This is a genomic window from Streptomyces sp. O3 (genome assembly GCF_054788135.1).
Genome location: NZ_JBTVYK010000047.1, coordinates 40,896 through 54,327 on the forward strand (window position 1 = coordinate 40,896; position 13,432 = coordinate 54,327).

14 protein-coding genes are annotated in these 13,432 nt (G+C 72.7%); 9 read left to right on the plus strand and 5 right to left on the minus strand.

What is annotated here, in order from left to right:
- The first annotated feature begins 66 nt into the window (after window positions 1-66).
- The 5 genes from ACX6XY_RS22560 to ACX6XY_RS22580 all read left to right on the plus strand — a co-directional run bounded on the left by ACX6XY_RS22560 (window position 67) and on the right by ACX6XY_RS22580 (window position 4,978).
- Complete coding sequence (locus ACX6XY_RS22560; protein ID WP_460333662.1) at window positions 67-849, plus strand: class I SAM-dependent methyltransferase; 783 nt, start codon at window positions 67-69, stop codon at window positions 847-849.
- Window positions 846-2,546 carry an ABC transporter ATP-binding protein gene (locus tag ACX6XY_RS22565; protein WP_460333665.1) on the plus strand — a complete coding sequence of 567 codons (1,701 nt, stop codon included), beginning with the start codon at window positions 846-848 and terminating at the stop codon, window positions 2,544-2,546. Before ACX6XY_RS22560 ends, ACX6XY_RS22565 begins: the two co-directional genes overlap by 4 nt.
- Entirely contained in the window at window positions 2,543-3,994 is a 1,452-nt protein-coding gene (locus ACX6XY_RS22570; protein WP_460333668.1) for a phytoene desaturase family protein, read from the plus strand. Before ACX6XY_RS22565 ends, ACX6XY_RS22570 begins: the two co-directional genes overlap by 4 nt.
- A 44-nt stretch (window positions 3,995-4,038) precedes the next feature.
- The gene (locus ACX6XY_RS22575) at window positions 4,039-4,647 is read left to right on the plus strand and encodes a PadR family transcriptional regulator (protein WP_460333671.1); all 609 of its coding nucleotides are present in this window, start codon (window positions 4,039-4,041) and stop codon (window positions 4,645-4,647) included.
- A gap of 79 nt (window positions 4,648-4,726) precedes the next feature.
- Window positions 4,727-4,978, plus strand: a complete 252-nt coding sequence (locus ACX6XY_RS22580; protein WP_460333674.1) for a DUF2277 domain-containing protein — start codon at window positions 4,727-4,729, stop codon at window positions 4,976-4,978.
- Window positions 4,979-5,015: 37 nt separating this feature from the next.
- On the opposite strand, the gene ACX6XY_RS22585 is transcribed toward ACX6XY_RS22580, so the two are convergent.
- Together ACX6XY_RS22585 and ACX6XY_RS22590 are read right to left on the minus strand one after the other, a co-directional pair.
- Entirely contained in the window at window positions 5,016-5,639 is a 624-nt protein-coding gene (locus ACX6XY_RS22585; protein ID WP_460333677.1) for a DedA family protein, read from the minus strand.
- Between the two features lie 224 nt (window positions 5,640-5,863).
- Window positions 5,864-6,322 carry a DoxX family protein gene (locus tag ACX6XY_RS22590; protein ID WP_460333680.1) on the minus strand — a complete coding sequence of 153 codons (459 nt, stop codon included), beginning with the start codon at window positions 6,320-6,322 and terminating at the stop codon, window positions 5,864-5,866.
- Window positions 6,323-6,716: 394 nt separating this feature from the next.
- Here ACX6XY_RS22590 and ACX6XY_RS22595 point away from each other — a divergent pair, with 394 nt between their 5' ends.
- Together ACX6XY_RS22595 and ACX6XY_RS22600 are read left to right on the plus strand one after the other, a co-directional pair.
- The gene (locus ACX6XY_RS22595) at window positions 6,717-7,298 is read left to right on the plus strand and encodes a TMEM165/GDT1 family protein (RefSeq protein WP_460333683.1); all 582 of its coding nucleotides are present in this window, start codon (window positions 6,717-6,719) and stop codon (window positions 7,296-7,298) included.
- A 184-nt stretch (window positions 7,299-7,482) separates the two neighbouring features.
- Window positions 7,483-8,160 (plus strand): HAD-IA family hydrolase, encoded by a 678-nt coding sequence (locus tag ACX6XY_RS22600; RefSeq protein ID WP_460333686.1) that lies wholly within the window; start codon window positions 7,483-7,485, stop codon window positions 8,158-8,160.
- A 132-nt stretch (window positions 8,161-8,292) separates the two neighbouring features.
- Here the strand turns inward: ACX6XY_RS22600 and ACX6XY_RS22605 are convergent, their stop codons facing one another.
- From ACX6XY_RS22605 to ACX6XY_RS22615, 3 genes are all read right to left on the minus strand, one after another.
- Window positions 8,293-10,431: a bifunctional glycosyltransferase 87/phosphatase PAP2 family protein gene (locus tag ACX6XY_RS22605; RefSeq protein ID WP_460333689.1), complete on the minus strand. Its 2,139-nt coding sequence runs from the start codon at window positions 10,429-10,431 to the stop codon at window positions 8,293-8,295.
- Window positions 10,432-10,638: 207 nt separating this feature from the next.
- Window positions 10,639-11,031 (minus strand): FHA domain-containing protein, encoded by a 393-nt coding sequence (locus ACX6XY_RS22610; RefSeq protein WP_460333692.1) that lies wholly within the window; start codon window positions 11,029-11,031, stop codon window positions 10,639-10,641.
- Between the two features lie 266 nt (window positions 11,032-11,297).
- Window positions 11,298-12,170, minus strand: a complete 873-nt coding sequence (locus ACX6XY_RS22615; RefSeq protein ID WP_460333695.1) for an FHA domain-containing protein — start codon at window positions 12,168-12,170, stop codon at window positions 11,298-11,300.
- Window positions 12,171-12,365: 195 nt separating this feature from the next.
- Here ACX6XY_RS22615 and ACX6XY_RS22620 point away from each other — a divergent pair, with 195 nt between their 5' ends.
- The gene (locus ACX6XY_RS22620) at window positions 12,366-12,734 is read left to right on the plus strand and encodes an antibiotic biosynthesis monooxygenase family protein (protein ID WP_460333698.1); all 369 of its coding nucleotides are present in this window, start codon (window positions 12,366-12,368) and stop codon (window positions 12,732-12,734) included.
- Window positions 12,735-12,805: 71 nt separating this feature from the next.
- Window positions 12,806-13,306, plus strand: coding sequence for a GNAT family N-acetyltransferase (locus tag ACX6XY_RS22625; RefSeq protein WP_460333701.1), 501 nt, complete (start codon window positions 12,806-12,808; stop codon window positions 13,304-13,306).
- Window positions 13,307-13,432 lie beyond the last annotated feature (126 nt).

Sequence of the window (13,432 nt, forward strand, 5' to 3'; positions counted from 1 at the left end):
GAGTGCTCAGAAGGTAGTCGGCCGCAGGGAACTGAAGAGAAACCGGAAGAGGAAGAGGAAGAGCACATGAACGCAGTCAACGACATCGGCTACGGGCGGCAGTTCGAGGGCTGGTACGACCGGCTCTTCCCCAAGGACGAATCCGCCGCCGCCACCGCGAAGCGGATAGCCGAACTCCACCCCGACCCCGCCGCCGGCACCGTCGAGTTCGGCGTCGGCACCGGCCGGATCGCGCTGCCGCTCGCCCAGCACACCGGACAGATCACGGGCGTCGACTCCTCACGCGAGATGCTCGACAGCCTGCGCACCGCCCTCGACGGCGACACCTCCGTGGACCCCGTGCACGCCGACATCCGCACCTACACGTCCGACCACACCGCCGGACTCGTCTACTGCGTCTGCGGCACCCTCTCCATGCTGCTCACCCCGGACGAACAGCGGCAGGCGATCCAGCGCGCCGCCGACCTGCTGGTCCCCGGCGGCCGCCTCATCGTGGAGACCCACAACAAGCCCGCCATCCTCGCACTCCACGAAGGACGCAGCCACGCCACCTACTTCACCCCGTACCCGGAGCGCGGCACCGGTCTGCAGACCCACTCCACCCTGCTGCCGGAAGACGGCCTGTGGCACTGCTCCCACATCTGGTACGAGTCCGACGGCAGCACCCGCGTCGGCACCGAACTGTCCCGCCTCACCCACCCGGACGAGGTCGACGCCTACGCCCGCGACGCCGGTCTGGAACCGGAGAGCCGCACCGCGACCTGGTCCGGCGACGCCCCCTACACCGAACAGTCCCCCATGTTCGTCTCCACCTACGTCAAGTCCGGTGACGCCGAGGCCGCGGCATGAGCATCTGGCAGATAGCGAACAGGCACCGCGCACTGCTGCTGACCGGAATCCTCCTCGGGATCGCCGGCGCGGCGGCGACCCTCGCCCAGCCCGTGGTCATCGGCGAAATGATCAAGGCCGTCGCGGCAGACCGGTCGCTGACCGGACCGATCCTGCTGGCGTCCGCGCTGTTCGCCGCGGACGCCGCCCTCGCGGCCGCCCACGCGTACGCCATCGGCCGGGCCGGGGAGAACGTCGTGCACGACATCCGGCACACGCTGGCCGCCCGGCTGCTGCGCTCCCGGCTCCAGTCCTTCAACCGCTGGGACCAGGGCGACGTGTTCACCCGGATGGTCACCGACACCTCACTGGCCCGCGTCTGCATGACCCAGGCCCTCGCCCAGATCGTCACCAGCGCCTTCATGGTGATCGGCGGGATCGCGCTGATGGCCTGGCTCGATCCGCTGCTGCTCGCCACCACCCTCGGCTGTCTCGGAGTCGCCAGCGCGGTCTCGCTGCTGCTGGCCCGTCAGGTACGCCGGGTGTCGGTCACCAACCGCGAGGACACCAGCACCTTCGGCTCCGCCCTGATGCGCGTCATGGGCGCCCTGCCGACGGTGAAGGCGTCCCGTGCCGAGGACCGCGAGACCGAGCACATCACCGGCCTCGCCCAGCAGGCCCGGCGCTCCGGAATCCGTGTCTCCGCCCTGTCGGCGATGCTCACCCCGGCCATGAACGTCGGCACCCAGATCGCGCTGACCGTCGTCATCGCCTGGGGCATGGCCCGCGTCGCCACCGGCGACATGGCGCCCGCCGACCTGACATCGTTCATGATGTACCTCTTCTACCTGGTGTCACCGCTGGTGATGCTGTTCATCTCGATCGCCCAGTTCCAGCAGGGCAGGGCCTCCATCGACCGCGTCGCGGAGCTCGGCGCCATCGAGCAGGAGGACCACGGCGACGGCCCCGACGCGGCCGTCGAAGGGCACAGCCTCACCTTCGAGAAGGTCTCCTTCTCCTACCCCGGCAGCGACACCGTCGTCCTCGACGACGTGTCCTTCACCGTCCCCGAACGCGGACTCACCGCCGTCGTCGGCCCGTCCGGCGCGGGCAAGAGCACCGTCTTCCAACTCGTCGAGCGCTTCTACGAACCGGCGTCCGGCACCGTCCGCATCGGCCGGACCGACACCGCCCGGATGCCGCTCGGCCAACTGCGCTCCCTCGTCGGCTACGTAGACCAGGACCACACCCTGCTGCGCGGCACCATCCGCGAGAACCTCCGCTACGCGGCCCCCGAAGCCGCGGAGGGAGACATCGCCGACGCGCTGCGCATGGCCCACCTCACCGAGGTGATCGCGAACCTTCCCGACGGCCTGGACACCGAACTCGGCGAGCGCGGCTCCGGCCTCTCCGGCGGCCAGCGCCAGCGGCTGGCCATCGCCCGTACCCTCCTGCAACGCCCGAGGCTCGTACTCCTCGACGAGGCCACCGCCCACCTCGACGGAGAGTCGGAGGCGGCACTGCGCGACAGCATCGCCACCATCTCCCGCCGGTGCGCGGTCGTCGTCATCGCCCACCGCTTCTCCACCATCACCCAGGCGGAGAAGATCATCGTGCTGGACGGCGGCGGGGTGCAGGCCACCGGGACACACGCCGACCTCAACGAGAGCAGCAGCCTCTACCGCCGACTCGCCGAACACCAGGGCGCCGCCGCATGACCGCCGACGCGGCCATCGTCGGCACCGGCCCCAACGGACTCGCCGCGGGTGTCACCCTCGCCCGCGCCGGTCTGAAGGTGGAGCTGTACGAGAAGGCCGACACCATCGGCGGCGGACTGCGCACCGCCTCGCTGTTCGACCGCGAGGTGACGCACGACATCTGCTCGGCGGTCCACCCGATGGCCGCCGCCTCCGCGTTCTTCCGCCAGTTCGACCTGCCCGCACGAGGGGTACGGCTGCTGCAGCCCGACATGCCCTACGCGCACCCGCTGCCCGGCGGCGCGGCGGCCGCGGCCTGGCGCGACATCGACCGCACCGCCGCCCGCCTCGGCCCGGACGGGCCTCGCTGGACCCGCCTCATGGCCCCCCTGGCCGCCCGGTCCACCGACATCGTCGACCTGCTCCTGTCCCCCCAGCGCTCCCTGCCCCGCAGCCTGGCCGCTCCGCTGCTGCTGGCACCGCGCATCCTGGCCCACGCCACCTCGCGTACGCCGCTGAGCACCGAGCCCGCCCGCGCGCTGCTCGCCGGAGTCGCCGCGCACGCGGTGGGCAGACTCCCCTCGGTAGCCTCGGCGGCGGTCGCCCTGCTGCTGGCCCACGCCGCCCACAGCAGCGGCTGGCCGCTCCCCGAAGGCGGCAGCGTCCGCATCGCCGACGCCATGGCCGCCGACATCACCGCACACGGCGGCGTCATCCATACCGGACACCACATCCGGGACCTGGCCGAACTCGGCGACTTCCCTCTCGTCATGCTGGACGTCAGCCCCAAAGGGTTCCTCGGCATGTCCGGCCGACGGCATCCGCTGCCCGCTCGCTACCGGAAAGCCCTGACGTCCTATACGTACGGCCCAGGGGCGGCCAAGGCCGACTTCCTCGTCGACGGCCCCGTCCCCTGGGCCGACCCCCTCGTGGGCGAGGCCGGCACCGTGCACCTGGGCGGGACACGCGCCGACATCTTCCGTCAGGAGACCGCCACCGCGGCGGGACACCGCGCCGACGCGCCCTTCGTCCTCGTCGTCGACCCGGCGGTCACCGACCCGTCCCGTGCCGCGGGCGACAAGCGACCGGTCTGGGCCTACGCCCACGTCCCGCACGGAGACACGCGTGACCCGGTCGACCTGATCCGGCGCCGCATCGAGGAGTACGCGCCGGGGTTCACCGACACGATCGTCGCCGCCCGCGGCCTCTCGGCCGCCCAGTACGAGGAGTACAACCCCAACTACGTCGGCGGGGACATCGCCGCGGGAGCCCTGACCCTGCGCCAGTCACTGGCCCGTCCGCACGCACGCTGGGACCCGTACACCACGCCACTGCCCGGCGTGTACCTGTGCTCGGCCGCGACTCCGCCCGGCCCCTCCGTGCACGGGATGTGCGGCTACTTCGCGGCGCTCTCCGCGCTCCGCCGCCACCACGGCATACGAACCCCGCCGGACCTGTCTCCGCGGTAGCCGGGTGGTGTGCCTCGTTCCCGGCGGCCTTCTAGGATGCGGGCGTGTCCCTCCCGTACGCGATCCTCACCGCCCTGTTGGAGAAGCCCTCGTCGGGGCTTGAGCTGACCCGCCGCTTCGACAAGTCGATCGGCTACTTCTGGTCGGCCACGCACCAGCAGATCTACCGCGAGCTGGGGAAGCTGGAGGCCGCCGGGCTGATCCGCGCGCTGCCGCAGGAGCAGCCGACGCGCGGGCAGAAGAAGGAGTACGAGGTGCTGCCCGCGGGCCGCGCGGAGCTGACCGCGTGGGTGGCCAAGGCCGAGGAACCCAAGCAGATCCGCGACCCGCTGCTGCTGCGGATGCGCGCGGCGGGCGTGGTCGGCACGCAGGGTCTCGAACGCGAGCTGCGGCGGCATCTCGCGCTGCACCAGGAGCGGCTGGCGGAGTACACCGGGATCGAGGGGCGGCACTTCCCGGTGGTGCCGGACGCGGCCGAGGACCGGCTGCGCCATCTCGTCCTGCGCGGGGGCATCCAGCTGGAGACGTTCTGGACCGCCTGGCTGACGGAGGCGCTCGCGGCGGTCGAGCGGTTGCCGGAGGCAGCGGGCGAAGGAGCTGAGGAGGGCGCGGCGGCGGAGGAGGGCGCGGCGGCAGACCCGGAAGAGGGCTGAGCCCCCGTGGTCTCCCTGGTCCCGTCCATGGCTGGAACTCGTGTGACTGCCGGGTGCCGGTGTGGCGCAGACTGGGGGTATGTGCCGCAGTATCAAGACTCTCCGCCCGCCCGTGCTTCCCGAGGAGGCCACCGAGGACGAGATCCGCGCCGCCGCGCTGCAGTACGTACGGAAGGTGTCCGGTTTCCGCGCGCCCGCCGCGCACAACCGCGAGGTCTTCGACCGTGCCGTGGACGCCGTCACGGACGCGACCCGTGAGCTGCTGAGGGACCTGGAGGTCAGGGGCGGCTCGGCGAGGGGGAGCAGAGCGGCGGCCGGGGAAACGATCTAACCGCCAGCCCGCCAGCCCGCCAGCCCGCCAGCGCCCGCTAGTCCGCCGTCGCCGGGCGGCGTCGGCGGACCACGTACGCCGCCAGGGAGCCCGCCGCGACCAGGGCGAGCAGGGAGACGCCGGTGGCCAGCCAGGTGGCGCCCAGCCACTGGCCGCCGAGGTAGCCCATGCCGACGCTGTACGCCGCCCAGATCACGCCCGCCAGCACGGACCACGGCAGGAACTCCCGTACCGTGCGGTGCGCCGCGCCCGAGCCCAGCGAGACCACCGAGCGCCCGGCCGGGGCGAACCGCGCGATGATGACGAGGATGCCGCCGCCGCGCGCGAGCGCCGCCCCGAGCCGCTCCTGGGCGGCGCTGAGCCGCCGGGAGCGGGCGATGACGCGGTCGAACCTGTCGCCGCCGCGCCGGGCGACCCGGTAGGCGGCGAGGTCGCCGAGCACCGAAGCGGTCGCGGCGCACAGACCGAGCGCCAGGATGTCGGGGACCTCGTGCGCGGCCACCCGCCCCGCGGCCCCGGTACCGGCCGCCGCCGCGGTGGCCGCGGTGATCACCAGCAGTCCGCTCGGCAGCATCGGCAGGAACACGTCGAAGAGGATGGAAGCCGCCACGATGGCGTAGATCCATGGGCTGCCGGTCAGCGTCCCCACACTCTCGAGCACCCGTTGACTCCCCGACTCCCCGGTTCCTGGCGGCGTAACGCCTCGAGGCGCGGGGAGCGTCAGGGGCGGCCTTGTGGTCAGCCACGCAGCGTACGCCCACGGGTGAGGCGGCGAATCACGGGGGTCATGTACGCGCCGCCGGGTGTTCACCTGACGTCATACTTCGGGTTCGTATGCCGGAAATATTCCGCACGTGGGCCGACAGGGCGACCGGTTGGCGTGCCTTAGCGGCCCGCCGCTCCGGATGTCCGGGCGTCCTCGGAGGCTGGGGCGCCGGCGGCGGCCGTCGTGCCGGTGTCGCGCCCGAGCAGCCGGTCCAGGCCGAACGCGCCGGACCCGGTGAACACCAGGAGCAGCAGGGCCCAGCAGAACAGCGCCGCGGCCTCGCCGCCGTTCTCGATGGGCCACAGCGCCTGCGACTGGTGCACGTCGAAGTACGCGTACGCCATCGCGCCGGAGGAGACGAACGCGGCCGCGCGGGTGCCGAGGCCGAGCATCAGCAGGACGCCGCCGACGAGGTGGATCACGCCCGCGTACCAGTACGGCCAGGCGCCGACCTCTACGGCCGCGCCGCCGAACCACCCGAAGAGCGGGGTGGCCGCGTGGCAGGCGAAAAGCAGTCCGATGACGATCCGGAACAGGCCTACGGCGTAGGGCTGGGCGCTGTTGAGGCGGTCGGTCATGTGGGGGGCTCCTTCGGTTCTCTCGGTTCTCGGTTTCCGAGTTCCGGGGACGGGAGGTCGGCGGAGCCCACAGGTTAGGCAGCCCTTAGCAGTGCTTGCAAGTTCAACATTATTGGAGGGTGGGAATCCCGCCAGGGCCGCCGCGTCGCGTACGATGGCGGCGCAGAAGGGGAGTAGCTCTTCGCCGGACCGTCGACATACTGCCGGGCTTCTGAGCCTGGCCGGCGCCCGGAGCGGACCGTGGATCACGATCCGTCAGCGAGACCTTCGGCAAGCAGTGCGATGCCGTCGGGCCGTGCCGGCCCGAGGCTCGGGTACCCCCTGCGCGCTGCCATGCCGAGGCTCGCGCGCAGTGACTCTCGGTGGGGCGGTGCGCTCGACCGATAGAGGAATCTTGATCAGTCTCAGTGTGACGGCGCTGGTGTTCGGCGTCGTCTTCCTGGCCGAACTCCCGGACAAGACCGCCCTGGCGGGCCTGGTGCTCGGCACCCGCTACCGCGCCTCGTACGTCTTCGCCGGTGTGGCCGCCGCCTTCGCGGTGCATGTCGCGCTCGCCATCGCGGCGGGCAGCGTGCTGACCCTGCTGCCGAACCGGCTCGTCGCGGCGCTGACCGGGGTGCTGTTCCTGGCGGGCGCGGCGCTGCTGCTCCTGAAGAAGAGCGAGAGCGAGGAGGAGGTGCGCAGGCCCGCCGACCAGAGCTTCTGGAAGGTCTCGGGCGCGGGCTTCATGCTCATCCTGGTCGCCGAGTTCGGCGATCTCACCCAGATCATGACGGCGAACCTCGCGGCCAGGTATGACGACCCGGTCTCGGTCGGGCTCGGCGCGGTGCTCGCGCTGTGGACGGTGGCCGGAATCGGGATCCTGGGCGGCAAGGCGCTGATGAAGCGGGTGCCGCTGCGGCTGATCACCCAGGTCGCGGCCGTGGTGATGCTGGCGCTCGCGGGGATCAGCCTGTTCGAGGCCGTGGCGCCGTGAGGGGGCGCGCCGTGGGGCGGTTCCGGCGGCCGGATCCGGTGGGTGGTGGCGCGGAGCGCCCCTTGTTTTGTATCGTGGAGGAACAAAGTGGCCTCCGTCCGTTCTCCCTGACCGGCGGACGGGGCCACTTGTTCTCTCTTTCTCCGTCTCCTCTGGGAGCGCCTGGAGTGCTTGGAGCCCGCCGATGACGGCCACCTCTGCCACCACCGTTCTGACCGCCCGTGCCCTGCTGTTGGACATGGACGGGACGCTCGTCAACTCCGACGCCGTGGTGGAGCGCTGCTGGCGCCGCTGGGCGGACCGGCACGGCCTGGACTTCGCCGAGGTCATCAAGGTCGTGCACGGACGGCAGGGCTACGCGTCGATGGCCGTACTGCTGCCCGAGCGGCCCATGGCCGAGAACCACGCCGAGAACCGCGAGATGCTCGCGGCCGAGACCGCCGATCTGGAGGGCGTGGTACCGATCGGCGGCGCGCCCGCGTTCATGGCGGCCATCGCCGACCTGCCGCACGCGCTGGTGACATCGGCGGACGCGGCCCTGGCCCGAGCCCGGATGGGCGCGGCGGGGCTGCGGATGCCGCACGTCAGGGTGACCGCGGAGTCCGTCGGCGCGAGCAAGCCGGACCCGGAGGGCTTCCTCAAGGGCGCCGCCGAGCTGGGCGTCGACCCCGCGGACTGCGTCGTCTTCGAGGACTCCCAGGCGGGTGTCGCGGCGGGCCTCGCGGCCGGGATGCGGGTCGTCGGGATCGGCCCGCGCGCGGCGGCGTACGGGCCGACCGCGCACGCGGCCGACCTCAGCGCGGTCGCCGTGCGGGCGGCGGGCGATGAGGGCCTGCGGGTACGGATCAGCCAGCCCGCCTGAGGCGACGGCCGCCACCGCAGACCACGCGGCAGCCCCAGCTGGACCGGAGCCCCGCGGGCCCCGCGTGCCGCGCGGCGGCTCCGGCCGGGGCTCGCGGGGCTGTCTAGCCGAGGCGGAGCCGCGCGGGCGCGCCTAGCCGAGGCGGAGTCGGTCGGTGCCGGTGCCGGTGCCGGTGCCGGTTTCGGTGGTGGCGGCCGAGGCGGACGCCGTGGGGGCGGTGGGGGAGTCGGCGGAGGCGGTGCGCTGTTCCGGCAGCTCCGCTGCCTCGGTCGGCTCCGGCAGTCCCGGTGCGGCCGCCGTCGGCTTCGTCGCCCGTGGTCCCGACAGCAGGTAGACCAGGCCGAAGCCCGCGCCCACCACGGTCGCCCCGCCCACCGCGTCCAGCACCCAGTGGTTGGCGGTGCCGACGATGGCGACCAGCGTCAGGGCCGGGTGCAGCAGCCCCAGGAGCTTCATCCACAGCTTCGGGGCCAGTACGGCGATGACGATGCCGCACCACAGCGACCAGCCGAAGTGCAGCGACGGCATCGCGGCGTACTGGTTGGTGACCCCGGTCAGCGTCCCGTAGTCCGGCTGCGAGAAGTCCTGCACGCCGTGCACCGTGTCCACGAAGCCGAGTCCCGGCATCAGCCGCGGCGGCGCCAGCGGGAACAGCCAGAAGCCCAGCAGCGCGAGCACCGTGGCGAAACCGAGCGCGCCGCGCGCCCAGCGGAAGTCGCCGGGACGGCGCGCGTACAGGACGCCCAGCACCGTCAGCGGCACCACGAAGTGGAACGACGTGTAATAGAAGTTGAGGAACGACTCCAGCCACGGCGTGTCCACGACCACGCGGTTGAACCAGTGCTCGACGTCGAGGAACAGCGCCTGCTCGATCGCGAGCACCCGCTCGCCGTGCTCCTCCGCGGCGGCGCGGCTGCCGGTCGCCAGGATGCGGGTCTGCTGGTAGATCGAGTAGCCGACGCGGATCAGCAGCAGTTCGAGCAGCAGGTTCGGACGGCTCAGCGCCCGCCGCCAGAACGGAACCAGCGGCACCCACTTCCAGCGGGCCGGGGCGGGGGCCTCGTACGCGGTGGGCTCCGGCGTCTGGAAGTACGGCGAGGTACGGGCGATGAACGGCACCAGACACGCCGCGGCGAGCGCCATGAGCAGCGGCGCGTTGTCCTGTACGGGGTACATCACGCGCATGTCAGGCAGCAGCATCTTCGTAGGCAGCGTCATCACGACGACGACGGCGAGCGGCCAGACCAGCCGGTCCGACGCGCGCCTGCCGACCCGGCCGACCACCGCCAGCAGCACCCACAGCAGCTGGTGCTGCCAGGCCGTCGGCGAGACCGCCACGGCCACACAGCCGGTCACCGCGACCGCCAGGAGCAGCTGCCCGTCACGGGCGTAACGGACCGCGCGGCGCAGCCCGACCACCGCGACGGCCGCCGCGAGCACGACGAACAGGGCGATCTCCAGCGGGCCCTGAAGGCCGAGGCGCAGCAGCGCCCCGTGCAGCGACTGGTTGGCGACGCTGTCCGGGCTCGCCCCCAGACCGGCGCCCGCGAGCCGCCGCACCCAGTACGTCCACGAGTCCTGCGGCAGTGCCGCCCAGGCCAGGGCGGTACCGGCCGCGAAGGTCACGACGCCGGACAGCGCGGCCCTGCGCCGCCCGGTGCACCACAGCAGCGGCGCGAACAGCAGCACGGTGGGCTGCAGGGCGGCCCCGAGGCCGATCAGGATGCCCGAGGCGCGCTCGCCGCGTACCGCGAAGCAGCCCAGCAGGACCAGCAGTACCGGGATGATGCTGGTCTGGCCGAGGTACAGCGCGTTGCGCACCGGGAGCGACAGCATCAGCAGACAGATCGCCACCGGCGCGGCGAGCATCGACGTACGCCGCGAGACGGGCGTCGGCAGCGCGCGGGCCGCGACCAGGCCGAGCGCGGCGACCAGCAGCAGCGTGCCGAACGTCCAGCCGAGGCCCAGCGCCTGCTCGGCGGCGCGGGTCAGCGGCTTGAGCACGAGCCCGGCGAACGGCGTGCCGGTGAACGAGTCCGAGTCGTAGAGCGAGCCGGTCACCCGCAGCACGCCGTCCGGGCCGACCCAGGTCTCCAGCTCGGTCAGGCGCTCGCCTCTGGGGCTGCGCAGGACGACGACGATCTGCCGTACCGCGAGCACGGCGGCGACCAGCCAGAGCCCCGCACGGGCCACGCTCATCCTGCTGCCCAGGCCAGCGGCCCCCAGGGCGCTCCTCAGCCCGCTCTGCCGCGCCTGCTCCGCGTTCGCCACGCCTCTTCGGTCCTCCGCCTGAATCCGACCGCGCTCGGTCTCCGTCCCCGGATCCTAAGGGGCGCGCGACGCCCCTCCGCACAGACGCAGGCAACCCCATCGTCACCTGGCTGTCCACCGGTCATCATCGGCGGGCCGTGCGGACGGGCTCACGGCGGGCGGTCGCGGTGCGGCGGCGCGACGAACATCACAGTCGGCCGGGGCGGCTCAGACCTCGTGGTAGAAGCCCACGTTCACACTGCGCGGCCCGCCGAGGTCCTGGATGACCACCTCGCCCGAGCCGCCGCGCGGAAGCGCCGTACTCGCGCCGTACGCGAGGGGCGCCTCGGCCCCGTCCAGCGTCACCCGCACCCGAGACGCGGGGTCCGGACGCGAGCCGCGCAGCCAGGTGACCGTCCACGCCCCGTCCGGGCCGCACTGGAACTCCAGGTGCGCCCGTGACACGAACAGCCAGTCCTCGGGCGCCGTGAGGCGGCACACGCCTGGGTCCCGCCCCACGCGCAGCACCGCGCCCGGAGCGCTTGGCTCCTCGGCCATCAGCATGCCAGCCGTCGAACCCGCGTCGGCCCCGGACACCGCGGCCATGGTCAGTTCGAGCACGTACGCCCCCTCGTCGTCTTCGACCGTCGTCTTCGGATGCGCGGACCTTACGATGCGCGGACCTTACAGGGACGCGGCGGGGGCCCATCCCGGTTCCCGGCGGCACCCTGCATAGATCCAGGTGCCGATCGCGGCCGACTGCCGTCACTGTGGAGACATCGGCCGGGCGGCGCGAACCGCACCGCCCGACCGACCGCCGAGGCTCTGCCCCTGCCCTCAAACGGGGGTGGGCAGGGGCAGCCGGTACCCACCGGCCGGTCGCCGCCTCAGGCGCCGGCCGGTGGAGTGGGCGACGGCGACGGCGGCGACGGCGGGCTCGGGTTCGGCGGCAGCGGCGGGCTGAGAACGGTCAGATGGTCCTCCCGTACGAGGTTGAACCGCAGCGCGAGCGACACCAGCGCCTCCTTCTTGCCGTACAGCCGCGCCCCCGAGGGGTCCTCCTCGTCCGGGCCCGGCTTGAGGCGCAGCTTCACCGCCAGGTAGTCGATGCTCCAGTTCACGGTCGTACGGCTCACCTCGGGCCAGACCGGGCGCAGCCGTCGTACGACCTGATCGGCCGTGGGGGCGGGGGCGTGCGGCGCGCCGCGCAGCCGGGGCTCGCAGAGCGCGGCGAGCACCATGAAGTACCGCTTGCTGTGATCGAGGGGGAAGCCCAGCACGGTGGACGGATACCCGGACCCGGCGGCGGACCCGGAGCCGGGCCCCGAACCGGGGGCGGCCCCGAAGCCGCTCGCGTCGCCGTTCGCGGCCTGGTCCGCGTCGTGGTCCAGGTAGTCATGGCCCGGCGCCCAGACGTCGAACGTCACGAACTCGTCGGCCGCGGGCAGCACGACCCGCGAGAACTCGAACGGCACCGGCGCCCCGAGACGGCCCGGCGCCACCTTCAGATGCTCGCCCGCGCCCTCCGGGTTCTCCACCACATAGGTGGCGCTGCGGCTGAAGTTGCTGAGCGTCCAGAAGGTCTGGGCCGCCGTGACGCTCCCCGCCCTGCGGGACACGCCGTGGTGCGCGATGCTCAGCTGCCGGGCGCCCTGCCCGGACGGCAGGGCGCGGCCGAAGCGGAGGACTTCCCCCGGCCGCAGCCTGAGCTGCCCGGTTGGCCGCGCGTGCGCCGAGGGCACGACGATGATGCTGGTCACGGTCTGTCTTCTCTCCCATGCGTCGCCAACTCCCCACCCAGCGCTGAACTTTAGCAACGGCCGGGTACCGCCAAGACGCCTCGGAGCAGCCCCCTTCACGGTGCCTTGACCGGCGGATGTAGGAGACTGCACACACGCGATACACGCGCGATCAGATTCCCTGTTCCCTGTTCCCTGTTCCCTGAGAGGTGCCTTGTGCCCAGCGTGGTGAAGATCAACGTTCTGACCGTGCCGGAAGAGCAGCGCGAGATCCTGGAGAAGCGCTTCGCGTCGCGCGCCGGGACCGTCGAGAGCTCCGACGGCTTTGAGTGGTTCGAGCTGCTGCGTCCCATCGAGGGGACCGACCAGTACCTCGTGTACACGCGCTGGCGCGACGAGGAGTCCTTCCAGGCCTGGATGGAGGGCCCGATGAAGGCCGCCCACCAGGGCCAGGGCCAGAGCCAGGGCCAGGGCGGCGGCGAGGGCGGCGGGGAGGGCGGCGGCGAGCGGCCCAAGCCCGCGGCGTCCGGGTCCACCGTGTGGTCCTTCGAGGTCGTCCAGCAGGCCGCGCCCAAGCAGGCCTGAGCCAGCCTGGGTATCCAGCCCTGGGTTATTCGGTTGCGGTCCGTGAGGGGCGGGCCGCGACAATACCTGGCGTGAACGCCTGGACCGTCACTCCCGAACCCTTCGACTCCGCCGACGCGGCCGCCCTGTGGGCCGCGTACTACACCGAGGTCAGCGACCGCTGGTTCGCGCGCGAGTACGGGGCGGGACACAGCACGCCCGCCGACGAACTGGAGCGCGAGATCGCCGCGGACCGCGGAGATTATCTCGCGCCGCCGAACGGGGCGCTGCTCGTCGCACGGTACGACGGTGTGGCGGCCGGATGCGTCGGGGTGCGGCTGCTCGACGCCAAGACGGCCGAGCTCAAGCGGGTGTTCGTGCGTGAGGAGATGCGCGGCAAGGGGGCCGGGCGGGTCCTGATCCCGGCTGCCGAAGAGGCCGCGCGCGGGCTCGGCGCCAGCCGCGTATGGCTCGACACGCGCCTCGACCTCGTCGAGGCGCGCGCCCTGTACACCGGGCACGGGTACCGGGAGATCCCCGCGTACGACACGGGCAGCCCGTACTCGGAAGTCTGGTACGGCAAGGAGCTGTAGGGAGCCGTGCCGGGGCTCAGCCGTGCCGGGCGGGGTGGCCCCGCCCCCCCGCGGGGGGGGGCGCCGCGGCCGCGCCCGGCATCGCGGCGCGGCGGGCCCCGCCCCCCGACCACACGGCCCAGGGGC

Excerpts from the sequence above, each read along its gene's own strand:
- ACX6XY_RS22600 (WP_460333686.1), top strand. The coding sequence starts at position 7,483 with ATGACGGCCACCTCTGCCACCACCGTTCTGACCGCCCGTGCCCTGCTG.
- ACX6XY_RS22590 (WP_460333680.1), bottom strand. The coding sequence starts at position 6,322 with ATGACCGACCGCCTCAACAGCGCCCAGCCCTACGCCGTAGGCCTGTTC.
- ACX6XY_RS22560 (WP_460333662.1), top strand. The coding sequence starts at position 67 with ATGAACGCAGTCAACGACATCGGCTACGGGCGGCAGTTCGAGGGCTGG.
- ACX6XY_RS22565 (WP_460333665.1), top strand. The coding sequence starts at position 846 with ATGAGCATCTGGCAGATAGCGAACAGGCACCGCGCACTGCTGCTGACC.
- ACX6XY_RS22570 (WP_460333668.1), top strand. The coding sequence starts at position 2,543 with ATGACCGCCGACGCGGCCATCGTCGGCACCGGCCCCAACGGACTCGCC.
- ACX6XY_RS22580 (WP_460333674.1), top strand. The coding sequence starts at position 4,727 with ATGTGCCGCAGTATCAAGACTCTCCGCCCGCCCGTGCTTCCCGAGGAG.